The sequence below is a fragment of the Pseudomonas sp. 2 genome (genome assembly GCF_056627435.1).
The window spans coordinates 167,754-182,054 of sequence record NZ_JBWXNG010000003.1 but is presented as its reverse complement, the minus strand read 5'-3'; the positions used below and the strand labels follow the sequence as shown (position 1 = coordinate 182,054).

Here is a 14,301-nt window from a genome sequence, read left to right as displayed (position 1 = left end):
AATCCTTACTCGCCCGTCGCTACGGGGGTATCAACGGTGCTGGCGCCGGCGTCGGCGGCAGGTTGCTCGGTGGTTGCCGCTGATTGCTCAGCGACAGCAGGAACAACCTGAAGCCAGTCGAATGTGGTGAACAGCGCCATGGTCTTGTTCTCATCACCAATCAGCTTCAGGCCGCTGGAGTCGATGACGTAGGTATTGGCGGTCACGGTGTGCACGCTGCCGTCATTGGTCTTGATTCGGTACTGGGTCATTTGGCTGATCCTTGTGGTTGACTGTCTGACACGCTGCGAATGGTCAAGGCGTCGTATGCTCGCTCACAGGCGAATCCGGACCGACGACTTGCTGTAAGCGCTGACGCCAGTTCTCCCGCGTACTTGTCAGCCTCTGTTCGCAGGTCGGCGAGCAGATCGGTAAGGTCATTGATTGTCTTGCCTCGGGCGGCAAGCTTGGAATTGAGGGCGGCTCGGTCGGCGAGCAGCTTATTGGTCTGGTCCCGCAAGAGCTGCCCATCAGCAACAAGCTGAGCGGCAGCAGCGTCATCAGCAGCTTTCTGTGTTTGCGCATCGGATCTCACCTTGTCGATGGCGGCTTGGCGCCGCTGTTCTTCCTGTCTGGCTGCCGATTCAGCAATGCGGGCCTCGCCCTCGATCTGCGCGACGTAATCGGCGTGGGCGGCTTTCATGCTCTCCAAGCGATAGGTCTGCATCCCGCACAGGATGACCAGCGCGACGATGGCGCCGATCAGCAAGTTCATTGCGCTGCCCCTTCCAGACACACGCGCATCTCGTCGTTGCGCCGGTTCGTCAGCCCCTGCACGACCTTTCCGCCAGCCCTGTTCCAACGCGGCAGCTCCTTGCAGGCGCCGACACGATCACCGGCGTTCAGCTTGGCCTGGAGCGTGGAGCCGCACACCAGCGATGGCCCGAGGTTGTAGCCGCCGGACACATAGGCGGCACGCTCCTTGGAGCTGATCGGCGTGGTGATGCACCGATCGATGTAACTGTTTGCAAGCTGCAGCTCTGGTCCCAGCTTGCTGTCGCATTGCGCGGCGGTGTACTGGGCGCCCGGCTTTACACCACGTGTAATGCCGTCACATGCGGTCCATACACCAACGATGTCCTGGTACGCCACGTAGCGCTTGCCGTCCGGCATCATGATTGCCGTCTGGTCACGGCCTTCCCATTGCGAGACAAGCCCAATGGCGATGGCCAATGCGGTACCAGCGAGCGCGGTCCCGGCCTTCTGGTTACGAGTTGCCATTGATGTCTCTCACTTTGGGTTGGTAAACGAAGCGGGCAATCAATGCGATCACCAGCGCGCCCCGGTACAGGATCAGATCCGTGGTGGTCGGGTCGTAGTGCATGAACAACTGAACGACGTCCGGCAGGAACTGGAGCAGGAACAGCGCCTGCACACTGGTGAATCGCCAGGCGCTGCGCCATTCGGGGATCAGTTTCATTTGGCTGGCTTCGCTGCGGGGAGCTTTTCGAGGCTTTCGGCGTAGCGCTTCCATTCGTCACGGCTCTTGGTCATGGCCTTGAGGCGAGCACTTTCAGGCTCAGGCTTGTCGCACGCATGAGATGTGAATCGGTAGACGGTGGTGTTGGTCGTCGCAGAGGCTGGTTGTTCGATTGGTTGTCGTGCGCAACCGGCCAGCATCAAGACCAGCACCAAGGCGCGTTTCACTTTGGCCGTCCGTTCAGCACCAGCGTCTTGAAGCTTTCACTGAGGCTGTTGATCTGGAACTTCGATTCAGCTGTGGTGCTGCGAATGGAGTCGGTCAGCTTCTCGCTGGCGTCCGCGCGGCGCTCCAGAGATTCGACGCGCTGAATCACCAGGGCCTGCTGCGTCTGGTACTGGTTCAGGGCCGTCTGCATCGAAGACAACGAGCCCGATACATACGTGAATGCACCGATAGCAGCGGCTGAGAAAACAGCTTGCAGCACTGGCATCACCAGTTTGAACGCCGTGCTGTCAGCGATGCGAGATACGTCGGTCATTGGGCTTTCCGAATAAAAAGGCCCGTCAGGTGCCGGGCAAGGCGCTGGAGGAGTAGCAGTGGATCTGGTAGCGAGATTCGGAATCGAACCGAACTAGATGGGCTTATGAGACCCACGACATCACCAGACAGTCGATCTCGCCAGAAAGCAAAAAGCCCCGCTCGATGGCAAGGGCTTCAGGAATGTTCAGGTAACAAAAACCCGCTCGATGGCGGGTTTCTGGGAATCAGGCGTAACTACACAACTTGGGAAAACTATCCCAGAACCCGCACAACGGCGTCAAGGGGCGCATTTCAGCGGTGTCACTTACGAGATCTGCCGCCGAGAATCAGATTCTCCTGCCAGCAGTGCCAGGCCTCGCGCATCGTCAGCCCCGACCCAGTCGCGCCCTGCCCCGAGCAGACAAACGCTGCGCTTATTCGCGAAAGCCTGATTCTTGGCTTTTTGGTTTTGACTTTCATGATCATGCCGCCTCCCGCTCTTCTGCCAACACCTGGCCGACAGGGCCAAGCACGAAACCATCGATCTCCCCCGCAACGTCGAACATGAGCTGAATCAACCAGCCCCAGTTGCGCGCCCAATTACGGCTGTCCAGCTCAATGCCGTGGCGATCGGCGAGCCAGCCACGGAACACCCACGGGTCGGCCATCGGGTCGGGATTGGCGCCCATGCCGCCCTGCACCATGTGCCGATACCGGACCAGCACGCCACGCGCCACGAAGTACTCACGGCTGAACTCAATGCACTTGCGCTTCTCGTTGCGGCGCTCCAGCACCAGGCCGACGCGGCCAGACAGCAACGACAGCGCTGCCTCTTCCCAGGCATTCGACTGGGCCGTGCTCTCGACCGGCGCATACAGGTGGTGGCCGAAGGCCTGGTAACACTTCGGCAGGCTCGCGATTGCTGACTGAACCCGCCCCGCCAAAGCCTGATGCACAAGTCTCGACATGCTGCCGTCGTAGCCGGTCGGGCTTTCGTTTGGCACATAGCCCCGCATCGCCAGCTTGGCGTTCTCAAGCCCCACGTGCATGACGCTGTCCCAAGGCGTGTAGAACGCGTCGTGCCAAGCAATCCGTGCCGATCCAAGTTTCATAAGACCTCCACACCGAGTTTTACGGAGATGTCGCAGTCTCTCGACTCGATACAGCGCGATTCGTCAAGCACCCCACGATGCGACATCAGAACTGACAAATCGCACCTCCAGCGCGCAGGTAAACGTTCATGGCGATCATCAGCCACGTACCAGTGGCGACGGCGAGGCACAGCCAAATAGTTTTCGTGCTCATGACGGCTTCCCTTCCAGCGGTACGATGCGAACGGTCACGCCCGGGGTTTCTCCGAAACGCTTGCTCATCGAGACATTCACGACCTGGACGTCATCCTTGAAAACGATTCCGTTGATGCCGTCGCAGATCGCTTTCAGGACGTTGTCAGCGTCGGGCTTCTTGGTGGGCATGACCTCACCGGCCAGCGCTTCAGCGGTTTTGCGCTTCGACCAGGACGCGGCAACGGGGACCACGATGCGCAGTTCCATCAGCACGGGGCCTGCGATCAGGTCTCGCCCTGCCATGGCTTCGTGCGCACAAACAGCGATCAGCGATTCGTAGTTGGCCGTCTTGGTGGGCGTGAACATGCGTGCGTGTCCACCTACACGGCCAATCTTCGGTCGGCCCTTGCCGATGGGTTCGCCTGGCACCACGAACGAAACGGGTTTGGTCTCAGACATGGCCGATCTCCTTGCGCAGACGTTCGATCTCGGCATGAGCCTCACGCAACTGGCCGCGCAGCATGGTCAGTTCCTGAGGCACCGTCATGGTCCGCTTGGCGTGGACTTTGCGGCTGTGGATCTTTGCGCACTCCACACACAGGCTGTTGCAGCGATAGCGCCGGCCATGCTCGTTGGGGTGCTTCTCGCACAGCTTCCCGTAAACAAAACTGTCCTTCGTAGCGACGGCTGTCATGACCTGTGCTCCCCGTAGTTTTTGTAACGTTCAGCCATGGTGGTGACCTTGGCGGATGGTTGTGCTTTCGGCGCCGACGAGTAATCAGCGTCCTCGTCGAACAGGTCGGGTGGCGGGAGTCCGCGGTGCAAGGCCAGCTCGACAAAGCGGCTGTATCCGCCCTGGTACGCAACGCGCACGGTGCAGGGCTGGATACCGCGAGCTGCGCCGATGATGATTTCGGCAACGCCGCGATCTTCGGTGTTTGGCTCGTAGACCTCGTCGCGGTACACGAACACGATCATGTCGGCGTCTTGCTCGATCGAACCGGAGTCGCGCAGGTCGGAAGGGACTGGGCGCTTGTTCGGGCGCTGTTCCAGAGCGCGGTTGAGCTGCGACAGGGCGATCACTGGCACGTCGAGTTCCTTCGCAAGCAGCTTGAGCTGGCGGGTAATCTCGCTTACCCGCTGCACGGCGTTGGCACGGGAATCGTCGACGTCGACCAGGCCGATGTGGTCAACCACGATCAGGTCCAGCCCGAAATTCATCTTCTGGCGGCGAGCTGCAGCGCGAATGCGGTTCACGGTCACGCCGGTTCGGTCGTACAGCTCGATGGGCGCGGCGTCGATCAGGTTGGCGGCGTCAAGGAACTGTTTGGCATGTGAGCGCAGTGCAGAGCCGTCCTTGAGCGCCCGCAGCGGAATGCTGCCAAGCGACGCCAGGGACTTGTCCATCAGTTCGCTGTGGTGCATTTCGAGGCTGAAAACCAGCACGCGCTTGCCGTCACGGACGGCGTTGTGGTCGACGATGTTCATCGCCAGCGTGGTCTTGCCCATCTTCGGGCGACCGGCGATCACGATCAGTTGACCGCCCTTGAGCCCCATGACCTTGGCGTCGAGCGCGGGAATGCCGGTGCTGAGTCCGTCCATTGCGCCGCCGAGGGCTTCACGACGCTCAAGCTCTGCGATGTGCTGGCGAACAGCTTCGCCCGCAGTGATGGTTTCCGATCCTGCCGAACTGCTGCCGATGGCGTTGATCTCGGCCTGAGCCTGCGTGATCTTGTCCTCGGTGCCGGAATCACCGTTGGCAATCTCGTAAATCGCTTGCGAAGCGGTCATCAGGGCGCGGACGGTGCTGCGTTCGAGCACGGTGTTCGCGTAGGACTTCGCGTTGGCAGCGCTGGGCGTGTTGCGGTACAGGTCTGCGCAGTACGACAACCCGGTCTCGTCCTCGCCCAGGTCACCGATGCTTTCCGCGACCGTCAGGAAGTCAACAGGGAGATTCTTCGCTCTCAGACCGGTGATCGCCTCGAACACGATCCGGTTGTTCGAGAAGAAAAAATCCGATGGCTTGAGATCGGCGGACAGGATGTCGATCAGCTCGGGTTTGATCAACATCGCACCCAGTACGGCTTGCTCGGCTTCGAGGCTGTAGGGATCACGCATGGTAATTACCCTCCACGACCTTCACGAAGTTCGTCGGGGCGATCAGCCAGTCGAACGTGGCGCGGAATGGTTTTCCACCGTCGCGACCAGACACCTTGCCCATCAGGAATTGGGATTGCTTGACCGACAGGAAGTAATCAACCCAGAACTGCTTGTCCTGGTGCACCGGGTTTTCACGCCATCGGGCTTGCAGGTGCTTGCGGCGGGTGTCGTTGATCATCACGACCGCAGGCAGCTCGGGGAGGGCCTTGTGAAATATCTCGACGATGTCCTGAACCGGGCACGGAGGGGTGCCGTTGCCCTTGGTCCGATTTTCATCGTCGGATGTCACGCGTTGACGCTCGGCGTCGACGAGTATCTTTTGATTTATATCTGTATCTGTATCTGTATCTGTATCTGTATCTGTATCTGGTGCGGGGACATGCGTGACAGTGCGTGACTCATCGTGACTTTGTTGTGACTCTTTCTGCCTTGCACGCTGCTCTCTTTTTCTCTCGGCGCTAGATTTGGCGCGGGTTTCAGAGGTTCCGAACTCTTCACGCTTTGGCTGACGCTTTTCCCAGCCCGTGACAACGCCGTCTTTCAAAACGCGATCTTCCATCGCTTTGAGGACGGATTCGATCTGCTCTTCCGTGACATCCAGCGCGCTTGCAAGATCTTCTGTCACGACGAAAACGTGACCACGCGTGACATTTCGTGACGCGTCCACAAGCAGGTGGATATACAGGGCTTGAACGAGGGAAATTGGTTGTCCAGAGATCCGGGCGATGGTCCGCCATTTCGGATCGTTGGGCATGTCGTGCCACAGCCGTAGCCAGCTACTGGACATGATTTGCTCCGGGGGTAAGTGACGCGATCAGATGCGCAACGCACGCGCTACGGGCTTCCTTGCGGGCCTGTTCGCTGTAGCACTGGCGGATCTGTAGGGCGGATTTCATGGCCATGGCCTGGTGATAGTCACGGTCACCAAGACTGACGGATGCGGGCAGTTCGATGCGGCCAAGCACATTGGCTATTAGGCTGTTTGCGCTGGCCATGATCAGTGACGCTCCAATTGATCAGCGTCCTGAATCAGCTCCATGTAGCGCTTCGCCTGGTGCAGAAGGGTTTCAATGTCCTTCTTGTCGAAGCACTGCATCTCCATCGGAACGATCTTCAGGTCGAGCACGGCCAGGATCTCGCTGAACTGCTGGAACTTCTCCGGCTTCATGCGGCTGATCGTTGCTTCGTCGCAACCGACTGCAAGCGCGACCGGGCCACCACCAACAGACGCAAGCCGCTGCATCAGAACGGCCATGTTCTTGCGGGACCTTACAAGCTGCTCTTGGCTTAATTGGTTCGTCGACATGATCAGGCCGCTGCGGAGTCGCCGGTAAAGCGCTCCGGATACAGGATGTGGATTTCGGTGATCTCACCGTCAAACACGCGGCTCAGGCTTTCAGCCAAGGCGGCGGATGCGCGCTGAGCGCCCCGCTCCACCCGGGAAAGGTTGCCTGTGTCGACGTGGTCGCCGATCTGAGCAAGTCGGGCCGAAACATCGGCCAGCGTCCACTTGCGAGCGGTTCGAGCGCGCTTTAGGGGGGTCATAGCAAAGACCTCGGGATGAATGTCACGCAGATTCTGCGCACAGCGCAGATTGATTGCAATAGAAATCTGCGTGCAGCGCTTTGCGCGTCGCGCAGCAAGGGTCGAAAATTAAGTTATGGAAATCGGTCAGAAAATCAGAGAAGCGCGTAAGGCCAAAGGCTTAACGCTGGAAGAACTTGCGAACCAGGTCGGTACAGACACTGGCAATTTGTCACGCCTTGAGCGCGGCAAGCAAGGTGCAAGCCAAGAGCTTTTGCGGAAAATAATGGGCGAATTAAAGATGCAGGTAACCCATATATTGCCCGAAACACATTATGGGAATCTCGGCTCCGAAAATTTAATACTGACTGACTCTAAAGAAAACGCAGCCTCATCAAATAAACGGTTCTCATCTGTACAAAAAAAGTACCCAGTATTGTCTTGGTACGACGGAGAACAATGGGCGCTTGGCCCGGAAGCGTTTTTCCCGCCGGAAGGCGTGGAAGAATACCCCAGTAGTGTTGAGCCTGTACCAGAGGCATTCTGGCTCCGGGTTGCTGGCGATGCCATGGCCTCCACCAGTAATCCGTCTTTTCCGGATGGATGCTTGATATTGGTAGCGCCCTCATCGCAATTAATAAGCGGAAAATATTATGCGTTTTCGATTTGCAGATCTGGAGACTACACGTTTAAGCAATATATTGAAGACGCTGGATACAAATACCTGAAACCACTGAACAATAATTACAGAACAATTGAATTAAAAGATGAGCATCTTCTGATCGGAAGGATCATTGATGTAAAAATGACAGGTCTCTGAGGTATTAATTTCATGGAAAGTCGTGAAAGCTGGAATTCTAGAGACAGAATCGCCAAAGAGCAGACAATAAAGATCAAAGGTCCAGAGCCGAAGCTCAACGAGGTCGTTGAGGCTGTAGTCGCAGCCGTCACTGGCCTGATCATAAGCATGATAACTCTGGCCCTGGCAGCTGTAGCCGGGGATAAATTTGAAACCATCGCCATTGGGGTGGCGCTTCTCTGCGCAGCCGTCACGTACCTTTACCGCAAGCATATGGCTAAGGAATGGTACAAAACCTACCAGTCGTTCATGGATTCAACCGACACCTGATAAGTCCTGCACTTAACGCGCCCACCTTAGTGTGGGCTTTTTTTCGCCTCGATTTTCCTCCCTCTAAAAATCTGCGCTTGACGCAGATATCTTTCTGCGCATAATGCAAATCACGGTCTGCGCTTGACGCAGATTCTGGCTCAACCCGAAACACCCCGAATCAACGTGAAACCGCTCTTTAGCGTCACCGATGCCGGATCACCACCGGCCAGCACAGGCAGCAATGAGTCGGCCTCAACGGCTCAGATGGGGGGCCTCCACCCAAGGCGCGAAGCGTAAAGCGCCAAGACTGGAGAGATCGCGGCAACAGTGCGCGGCGATCTGTCGAGGCCTCAGGCCTCCCGAACAAGCAATCGCCCAGCCGCAGGTGGCGTGTAACAGCGGCCAGGAACAGACGAATTCAGCGCCTTGGCGACAGGGCGCATCGGTGTGGGATCTGGCGCGGAACGGGACCAGGGCCACGTGACCTGGAACGGGGGTTTGAATCCCCCACAGATCTCACACCGATGTACAACACCGCCACATGGAGGGCGACCAAGATGATTTACGAAATTGTCGTTGAAGGGTTCGTCCTCGATGTCGAGGTGACCCACTGCATCAACCAGCCAGGCTGTCCGGGTACTTGGGGCAGCGATTGGGACTTTTACGGCGAGCGCGAGCTTGAGTATGCCGTCGTGTCGGGCATCACCTACGACGATGACGGCGTGCGAATGGATTGCTCAAGCTGGGAGTTGTGGGAAGCCTCACAGCAGCACGATGCGGGAATCCGCACCGCGCTCTGGCATGAGATAGACAGCCAGAACAGGCGCGCACGGTGGGCAGCATGAGTGCCGATGAAAAGATGGTTTCCGATCACATTACGGCTTTCCTGAAGCTGGTCGGGCCACGACCTGGAATTCAGGCCAATGTGCGCGAAGAGTACGCCCAGTACTGCCGGGGGATCATTGGTGGCGCCCTGCTCTACGGGATGTCGATCGACAAGGCCCGCGAGCTGAACAAGCTGGTCGATGATACGAGGGCCTTGCCATGACGATCATCTGCCGCACCTCGAAACAACTGACCGAAGCCCTGCGAAAGCAGGGTTTTTTCTTTGTCACGGACCTACCCCGACCGCTTCGACTTGAAGTGCGGCGCGGGATGATCATTGCGAGGTGGTCATGAGACATCAATTCAATCCTGGTGATCTGGCGCTGACTTTGATAGCCACCGCGTTTTTCCCAGCAATGACGGTGGTTGTGCTGAAAGAACGGTTCAGCGCAGGAGCATATCTGGAGTGCGAAAAAAGCTTTATCGCACGCGAATGTGGTTGGTTTTGCGAACCCCACCATGGCGATCAGGAATACGAGTACGACTACTACGAAAGCCAATTGATGCCCCTTCGCGGTGACTTCGCCCCTGACAAACAGAAGGTTGCGGAGCTGGCGTTATGACCCGCCAACAACTCCGCCGCCGCTACACCTGGCGCGGCTTCGCCCTCGCCCTTCTCGTTTTCACCCTCTGGATTCTGGTCAGCGCTTACGCGAGCCGGATCACTCAATAGGTAATCGACATGACTAACAAAGACACCAGCGGTCCAGCGTTTCCGCTTGCGCTGGGCTGGATCGAAACCGACCAAAACAACGGCAATCAGAAGGTCGTGGATGTCCGCGACGTATCTCACGGTATGAGCCTGCGCGATTACTTCGCTGCCAAGTGCTGCGCGGCCATGGTCTCCACGATTCGCAACGATGGCGATTATCTGCGCTTGCGCGCTATCGCTGCTGGTCACGATCTGCAAAGCGTGAGTCAGTTTTTCGCGCAAGAAGCTTACAAGCAAGCCGACGCAATGTTGGCCGCCCGCTCCGTTTAACCCCTCCCTTTCCCAACCCACTCAATGCTGCGCACAGCGCCGCAAGGGATCTCTCATGTCCGAATTAGCCATCAAACAGACGTTCAGTCTGGCCCCGCAAAACATCGACGAGGCGTTGAAGTTCGCCGATTTCCTCGCCAACTCCGACATCGTGCCCAAGGACTTCCAGCGCAAGCCCGCGAACATCCTGGTGGCTGTTCAGTGGGGCATGGAGCTGGGCCTGCAACCAATGCAGGCCATGCAAAGCATCGCTGTCATCAACGGTCGCCCGTCCCTGTGGGGCGATGCGGTAATCGCTCTGGTCCGCAGCTCGCCGCTGTGTGAGTACGTGAAAGAGACCGACGACGGCGAGACGGCGACCTGCCGCGTTAAGCGCGCTGGTGAAGAAGAGCAGGTGCGTACGTTCAGCATGGCCGAGGCCAAGTTGGCTGGCCTGTCCGGTAAGCAAGGCCCTTGGAGCCAGTACCCGAAGCGTATGCGCCAGATGCGCGCCCGCGCCTTCGCGCTGCGTGACGTGTTCCCGGACGTGCTGCGCGGCATGCCGATGGCCGAGGAAGTCCAGGACATCCCGACCGAACGCGAGATAAACAGCCAGCCGCGCAGGGCCGAAGAGCCCAAGCAGTTGCCCTCCTATCCGGACGAGAAGTTCAAGGAGAGCAGCGCGCAGTGGCGGGCGCTGATCCAAGGCGGAAAGAAAAAGCCCGACGAGATTATCGCCACTGTCAGCAGCCGTTACGCGCTCAGCGAACAGCAAATTGAAGCCATCCGCGGATTCACCGTCATCGAAGGGGAAGTCGAAAATGCAAGTGCATAACGTCCAACAGGGCAGCCCAGAGTGGCTGGCCCTTCGCGCAAGCCACTTCACCGCTTCCGAAGCGCCCGCAATGATGGGCGAATCGAAGTACCAGACTCGCACCGACCTGCTGTCGATGAAGAAAACCGGCATCGTGCCGGAAATCACCGAACAGCAGCAGCGCGCTTTCGACCGCGGCCACGCCACTGAAGAGCTGGCGCGCCCGCTGGCCGAAGAGCTTGTGGGCGAAGAGCTGTTCCCCGTCGTCGGCACCAAAGGCAACCTGCTGGCCAGCATGGACGGCGCCACCCTGATGGGTGACACGCTGTTCGAGCACAAGCTCTGGAATCAGAAGGTCGTCGCTCAGATCAAGGCCGGTGAGCTGGAGCCAAACTACTACTGGCAGCTTGAGCAACAGCTGTACGTCAGCGGCGCCGAACGCGTGTATTTCGTGTGCTCGGACGGCACCAAAGACAACTTTGAGTACCTGGTGTACGAGCCGGTACCGGGTCGCGCCGAGCAGCTGATTGCAGGCTGGGCCCAGTTCGAGGAAGAACTCGGGTCGTTCGTGCCGCCTGTTGCGCACGTTGAGGTGGTCGGATCGGCGCCGGATCAGTTGCCAGCGTTGCGGATCGAGGTCACTGGCATGGTGACGGCCAGCAACCTGGACGCCTTCAAGGCTCACGCGCTGAAGGTGATCGGCGATATCAGCACCGACCTGAGCACTGACCAGGACTTCGCCGACGCTGAGACCACCGTGAAGTGGTGCAGCGACGTCGAAGATCGCCTGAAGGCCGCGAAAGAAAACGCCTTGGGCCAGACGGAAAGCATTGATGCGCTGTTCAAGGCCATCGATGACATCGCCGCTGAGACTCGCCGCAAGCGTCTGGATCTGGAAAAACGGGTCAAGACGCGCAAGGACGATATCCGCAACGACATCGTGATGAATGCTGCGAAGGCGCTGCAGGTGCACATCGATCAGATCAACGGCACGCTGAACAGCCGCATCCGCATGCCCAAGGTTCCGGCCGACTTCGCGGGCGCCATCAAGGGCAAGCGCACCATCGCGAGCCTCAATGAAGCCGCTGACACCGAGCTGGCCCGTGCCAAGATCGAAGCCAGCCGCATCGGTGATCAGATCCATGTCAACCTGAAAAGCCTGAACGAGCTGGCCAGCAAACACGGTTTCCTGTTCGCGGATGCGCAGGATCTGGTGTTGAAAGCCAACGATGACCTGGTTGCCTTGATCAAGGTCCGGATCAATGACCACGAAACCCAGCAGGCCGAACTGAAACGGCAGGAGGCGGCAGCGGCAGCAGTTAGCAAGGTCGCAGAGCCTGAGCCTCAGAAGGCTGAACCGGCGCCGATTGCTGCTGTGGCAACGGCCACCGTTGCGAACATCGCCAAAGACGCTTCAGACGACGGCCAGCGCATCAAGCTGGGCGAAATCTCCGAGCGTCTTGGGTTCTCCATCCCTGCCGAGTTCCTGCGCACCCTGGGCTTTGAGCCTGCCGAACGTTCAAAAGGCGCTGTGCTGTACAAGGCCGCTGACTTCCAGCGCATCTGCTTCGCCCTGATTGCTCACATCCAGCAGGCCAGTGTTGGCCAGGCGGCATAGCCATGGCCGGCCTGACCGTGGAAGAGCAATACGACCGGGTCGAGGAATTCGCCGCCATCCTTGCTGCCGCTGAGCTGTACGCCAGCGGCGCATGGGAAATCGAGTTCACCGAGAACATGCGGGCCTGCTTCAAGCGTTACGGCCCGCACACCCACCTGAGCCCCGCCCAGCGTTCAAAGCTTGAACGCATTGCCAAAGTCTGAGGATCACCCATGAAAATTGAACACCTGGAAGCCATCGAGCGCGCACAGCTCCACGGTTGCATGCCGTCGATGTTCGATCACACGCTGCTACACCGCGATCTGGTCGAGGCTGCGATGTTCGAGTGGAAGAACATTGCCGCACCGTACAGCAAGCTGAATGAAGGTCAGCAGCAGGAGGTCATTGACCGTATAAGCGAGAAGGTCAAGGATGCGGTGAACACTGCAATCGCGATCATCTCGTCCCGCGCCACCATCTCGATCCCGGTGACGGTGGCCGATGCTAAATTCAAAGCCAAGAGCATCACGATCACTTCGGTGGTCGACGCTCAAGACCCGAACCGTCACGGCCTCATCGATGTTGCCGGCAAGCTGTGCCTGTTGGTGCTGGCGCCGAACGATTACAACGAAGGGCTCGACAGCATCAAACCTGACCGTGATCAGCCTGATTTGCCGCTGCATGTCAGCGAATTGACCGGAAGCCTGTTTGAAAACAAGCCATCTGGACCGTCGGAAGCCGGCTTCACTACCGATACCGGCACCGATCCGCTCTACGAGAAGGCCGCGGCCTTCGTGATTGAGAGCCGCAGGCCGACCATCGCCAGCATTCAGCGCGAGCTGGGCATCGGTTACAACCGCGCTGCCGTGCTGATGGATGCTCTTGAACTGAATGGCGTTGTCACCCCAATGGACAGCCACGGTGCCCGCGAGGTGCTGCTGAACCCACGGGGGGAGCCAAAGCTTCAGATCCCGCCTGACGACGAAGAAGAAGCCTTGATCGACTCCATCGCCAAGGGCGGAGACGAACCCTTCAAGGAGTTCGGCGACTTCACCTACGAAGACGCGGCCCAACTGTTGGTGCTCAAGGCTCCGAAGAAAGGCTTCGACGCCGACTGGCTGCAAGGTCGTCTCGCTATCAGCAGCGACCAAGCCACCACCCTGCTGTTGCGCCTGATCGACAACGAGGTGATCAAGGTCGAGACCGAAGGCGACAGCGCCCTGACTCACAAGTACGTGGTCACCGCCAAGCTGGAAGACGTGGCCTAGTTATCCACAGAAAAAACTACACACCCGGCGCCGTATGGCGCCATTTTTGTGAGATGGACTCATGAAACCTGAAATGATCACCCTTACCGTAGGCGAAGCGAAGATCAAAATCCCGGCGGCGACCGTCGCGGGTCTGGCTCTCGCCAGCGTCGTCGCGCAGATCTCGCCGCAGACGGTTCAGCCTGCCGTAAATGCTCCATTCGCTGTTCCTGCTGTAGGCGACATCTGGCCAGGCCAAGGCGGCTTCAACGCCGGTTTCGTTGCGGCTCGCGGCGATGTCCCGGCGCACTACCTGATCGTCGCAAAGGACGATGCCGGGAAACACAAATGGGGCGGCTACGAAAAGGAATCAGGCGCCACCAGCAAGACAGATGGCGTAGCTAACACTGCCGTCCTGATTGAGGAAGGCAGTCACCCAGCCGCCGAGATCGCCAACGCCTACCAGGCAGAAGGTCACGCTGACTTCTATCTGCCCGCCTGCGCCGAGCTGTACCAATGCTGGGTGAACTTGCCTGAGCTGTTCCAGAAAGACTGGTACTGGTCGTCAACGCAGCGCTCCGCCCACTACGCATTCTACATGGGCTTCGATGATGGCTTTCAGTACTACGGCGCCAAGACCAACGAGCTTCGCGTTCGTCCCGTCCGCAGATTGTTCATTTAATCCTTCATTCATTCAAAAACGGGCGCATCGGCGCCTTTTTTGTTGCCTCCAAA

Annotated in this window: 25 protein-coding genes and 1 tRNA gene; 11 read left to right on the top strand and 15 right to left on the bottom strand. The window is 58.6% G+C overall.

Translation table 11 applies throughout. The features are described from left to right. Positions 1-5: 5 nt before the first annotated feature. The 15 genes from AC1MEK_RS06415 to AC1MEK_RS06345 all read right to left on the bottom strand — a co-directional run bounded on the left by AC1MEK_RS06415 (position 6) and on the right by AC1MEK_RS06345 (position 6,972). Positions 6-251 carry a hypothetical protein gene (locus tag AC1MEK_RS06415; protein WP_480395431.1) on the bottom strand — a complete coding sequence of 82 codons (246 nt, stop codon included), beginning with the start codon at positions 249-251 and terminating at the stop codon, positions 6-8. Then, a complete protein-coding gene (locus tag AC1MEK_RS06410; protein ID WP_480395430.1) occupies positions 248-754 on the bottom strand; it encodes a DUF2514 family protein in 507 nt (168 codons plus the stop codon). Before AC1MEK_RS06410 ends, AC1MEK_RS06415 begins: the two co-directional genes overlap by 4 nt. Beyond that, the gene (locus tag AC1MEK_RS06405; protein WP_480395429.1) at positions 751-1,260 is read right to left on the bottom strand and encodes a lysozyme; all 510 of its coding nucleotides are present in this window, start codon (positions 1,258-1,260) and stop codon (positions 751-753) included. Before AC1MEK_RS06405 ends, AC1MEK_RS06410 begins: the two co-directional genes overlap by 4 nt. Then, positions 1,247-1,459 (bottom strand): DUF7940 domain-containing protein, encoded by a 213-nt coding sequence (locus AC1MEK_RS06400; protein ID WP_480395428.1) that lies wholly within the window; start codon positions 1,457-1,459, stop codon positions 1,247-1,249. The genes AC1MEK_RS06405 and AC1MEK_RS06400 overlap by 14 nt, the downstream gene beginning before the upstream one ends. After that, on the bottom strand, positions 1,456-1,686 hold the full coding sequence (locus tag AC1MEK_RS06395) for a hypothetical protein (protein WP_480395427.1): 231 nt from the start codon (positions 1,684-1,686) through the stop codon (positions 1,456-1,458). Before AC1MEK_RS06395 ends, AC1MEK_RS06400 begins: the two co-directional genes overlap by 4 nt. Further along, positions 1,683-2,000, bottom strand: coding sequence for a hypothetical protein (locus tag AC1MEK_RS06390; RefSeq protein WP_480395426.1), 318 nt, complete (start codon positions 1,998-2,000; stop codon positions 1,683-1,685). Before AC1MEK_RS06390 ends, AC1MEK_RS06395 begins: the two co-directional genes overlap by 4 nt. A gap of 65 nt (positions 2,001-2,065) precedes the next feature. Beyond that, positions 2,066-2,142, bottom strand: a tRNA-Met gene (locus AC1MEK_RS06385). Between the two features lie 321 nt (positions 2,143-2,463). Beyond that, positions 2,464-3,093, bottom strand: coding sequence for a hypothetical protein (locus tag AC1MEK_RS06380; RefSeq protein WP_480395425.1), 630 nt, complete (start codon positions 3,091-3,093; stop codon positions 2,464-2,466). 189 nt (positions 3,094-3,282) lie between these two features. Beyond that, entirely contained in the window at positions 3,283-3,726 is a 444-nt protein-coding gene (locus AC1MEK_RS06375) for a RusA family crossover junction endodeoxyribonuclease (RefSeq protein WP_480395424.1), read from the bottom strand. Beyond that, positions 3,719-3,961, bottom strand: coding sequence for a hypothetical protein (locus tag AC1MEK_RS06370; RefSeq protein WP_480395423.1), 243 nt, complete (start codon positions 3,959-3,961; stop codon positions 3,719-3,721). Before AC1MEK_RS06370 ends, AC1MEK_RS06375 begins: the two co-directional genes overlap by 8 nt. After that, positions 3,958-5,385 (bottom strand): replicative DNA helicase, encoded by a 1,428-nt coding sequence (dnaB, locus tag AC1MEK_RS06365; RefSeq protein ID WP_480395422.1) that lies wholly within the window; start codon positions 5,383-5,385, stop codon positions 3,958-3,960. Before dnaB ends, AC1MEK_RS06370 begins: the two co-directional genes overlap by 4 nt. Beyond that, on the bottom strand, positions 5,378-6,214 hold the full coding sequence (locus AC1MEK_RS06360) for a hypothetical protein (protein WP_480395421.1): 837 nt from the start codon (positions 6,212-6,214) through the stop codon (positions 5,378-5,380). The genes dnaB and AC1MEK_RS06360 overlap by 8 nt, the downstream gene beginning before the upstream one ends. Next, a complete protein-coding gene (locus AC1MEK_RS06355) occupies positions 6,204-6,422 on the bottom strand; it encodes a hypothetical protein (RefSeq protein WP_480395420.1) in 219 nt (72 codons plus the stop codon). Before AC1MEK_RS06355 ends, AC1MEK_RS06360 begins: the two co-directional genes overlap by 11 nt. A 2-nt stretch (positions 6,423-6,424) precedes the next feature. Next, entirely contained in the window at positions 6,425-6,682 is a 258-nt protein-coding gene (locus AC1MEK_RS06350; RefSeq protein WP_480395419.1) for a CII family transcriptional regulator, read from the bottom strand. Positions 6,683-6,735: 53 nt separating this feature from the next. Continuing rightward, on the bottom strand, positions 6,736-6,972 hold the full coding sequence (locus tag AC1MEK_RS06345; RefSeq protein ID WP_480395418.1) for a helix-turn-helix domain-containing protein: 237 nt from the start codon (positions 6,970-6,972) through the stop codon (positions 6,736-6,738). A 115-nt stretch (positions 6,973-7,087) separates the two neighbouring features. Here AC1MEK_RS06345 and AC1MEK_RS06340 point away from each other — a divergent pair, with 115 nt between their 5' ends. From AC1MEK_RS06340 to AC1MEK_RS06290, 11 genes are all read left to right on the top strand, one after another. After that, a complete protein-coding gene (locus AC1MEK_RS06340) occupies positions 7,088-7,771 on the top strand; it encodes a helix-turn-helix domain-containing protein (RefSeq protein ID WP_480395417.1) in 684 nt (227 codons plus the stop codon). Positions 7,772-7,783: 12 nt separating this feature from the next. Further along, the gene (locus AC1MEK_RS06335) at positions 7,784-8,080 is read left to right on the top strand and encodes a hypothetical protein (RefSeq protein ID WP_480395416.1); all 297 of its coding nucleotides are present in this window, start codon (positions 7,784-7,786) and stop codon (positions 8,078-8,080) included. Positions 8,081-8,619: 539 nt separating this feature from the next. Continuing rightward, on the top strand, positions 8,620-8,907 hold the full coding sequence (locus AC1MEK_RS06330) for a hypothetical protein (RefSeq protein WP_480395415.1): 288 nt from the start codon (positions 8,620-8,622) through the stop codon (positions 8,905-8,907). After that, positions 8,904-9,110 carry a hypothetical protein gene (locus AC1MEK_RS06325; protein ID WP_480395414.1) on the top strand — a complete coding sequence of 69 codons (207 nt, stop codon included), beginning with the start codon at positions 8,904-8,906 and terminating at the stop codon, positions 9,108-9,110. The genes AC1MEK_RS06330 and AC1MEK_RS06325 overlap by 4 nt, the downstream gene beginning before the upstream one ends. A 127-nt stretch (positions 9,111-9,237) precedes the next feature. Then, a complete protein-coding gene (locus AC1MEK_RS06320) occupies positions 9,238-9,510 on the top strand; it encodes a hypothetical protein (protein WP_480395413.1) in 273 nt (90 codons plus the stop codon). Between the two features lie 119 nt (positions 9,511-9,629). Continuing rightward, the gene (locus AC1MEK_RS06315) at positions 9,630-9,929 is read left to right on the top strand and encodes a hypothetical protein (protein ID WP_480395412.1); all 300 of its coding nucleotides are present in this window, start codon (positions 9,630-9,632) and stop codon (positions 9,927-9,929) included. Positions 9,930-9,984: 55 nt separating this feature from the next. After that, a complete protein-coding gene (locus AC1MEK_RS06310) occupies positions 9,985-10,743 on the top strand; it encodes a recombinase family protein (RefSeq protein WP_480395411.1) in 759 nt (252 codons plus the stop codon). After that, positions 10,730-12,340, top strand: a complete 1,611-nt coding sequence (locus AC1MEK_RS06305) for a lambda-exonuclease family protein (RefSeq protein WP_480395410.1) — start codon at positions 10,730-10,732, stop codon at positions 12,338-12,340. Before AC1MEK_RS06310 ends, AC1MEK_RS06305 begins: the two co-directional genes overlap by 14 nt. Before the next feature lie 2 nt (positions 12,341-12,342). Further along, positions 12,343-12,543 carry a hypothetical protein gene (locus tag AC1MEK_RS06300; protein ID WP_480395409.1) on the top strand — a complete coding sequence of 67 codons (201 nt, stop codon included), beginning with the start codon at positions 12,343-12,345 and terminating at the stop codon, positions 12,541-12,543. Positions 12,544-12,552: 9 nt separating this feature from the next. Next, positions 12,553-13,587 carry a DNA translocase FtsK gene (locus AC1MEK_RS06295; protein ID WP_480395408.1) on the top strand — a complete coding sequence of 345 codons (1,035 nt, stop codon included), beginning with the start codon at positions 12,553-12,555 and terminating at the stop codon, positions 13,585-13,587. Between the two features lie 73 nt (positions 13,588-13,660). Then, complete coding sequence (locus tag AC1MEK_RS06290) at positions 13,661-14,248, top strand: Lcl C-terminal domain-containing protein (RefSeq protein ID WP_480395407.1); 588 nt, start codon at positions 13,661-13,663, stop codon at positions 14,246-14,248. Positions 14,249-14,301 lie beyond the last annotated feature (53 nt).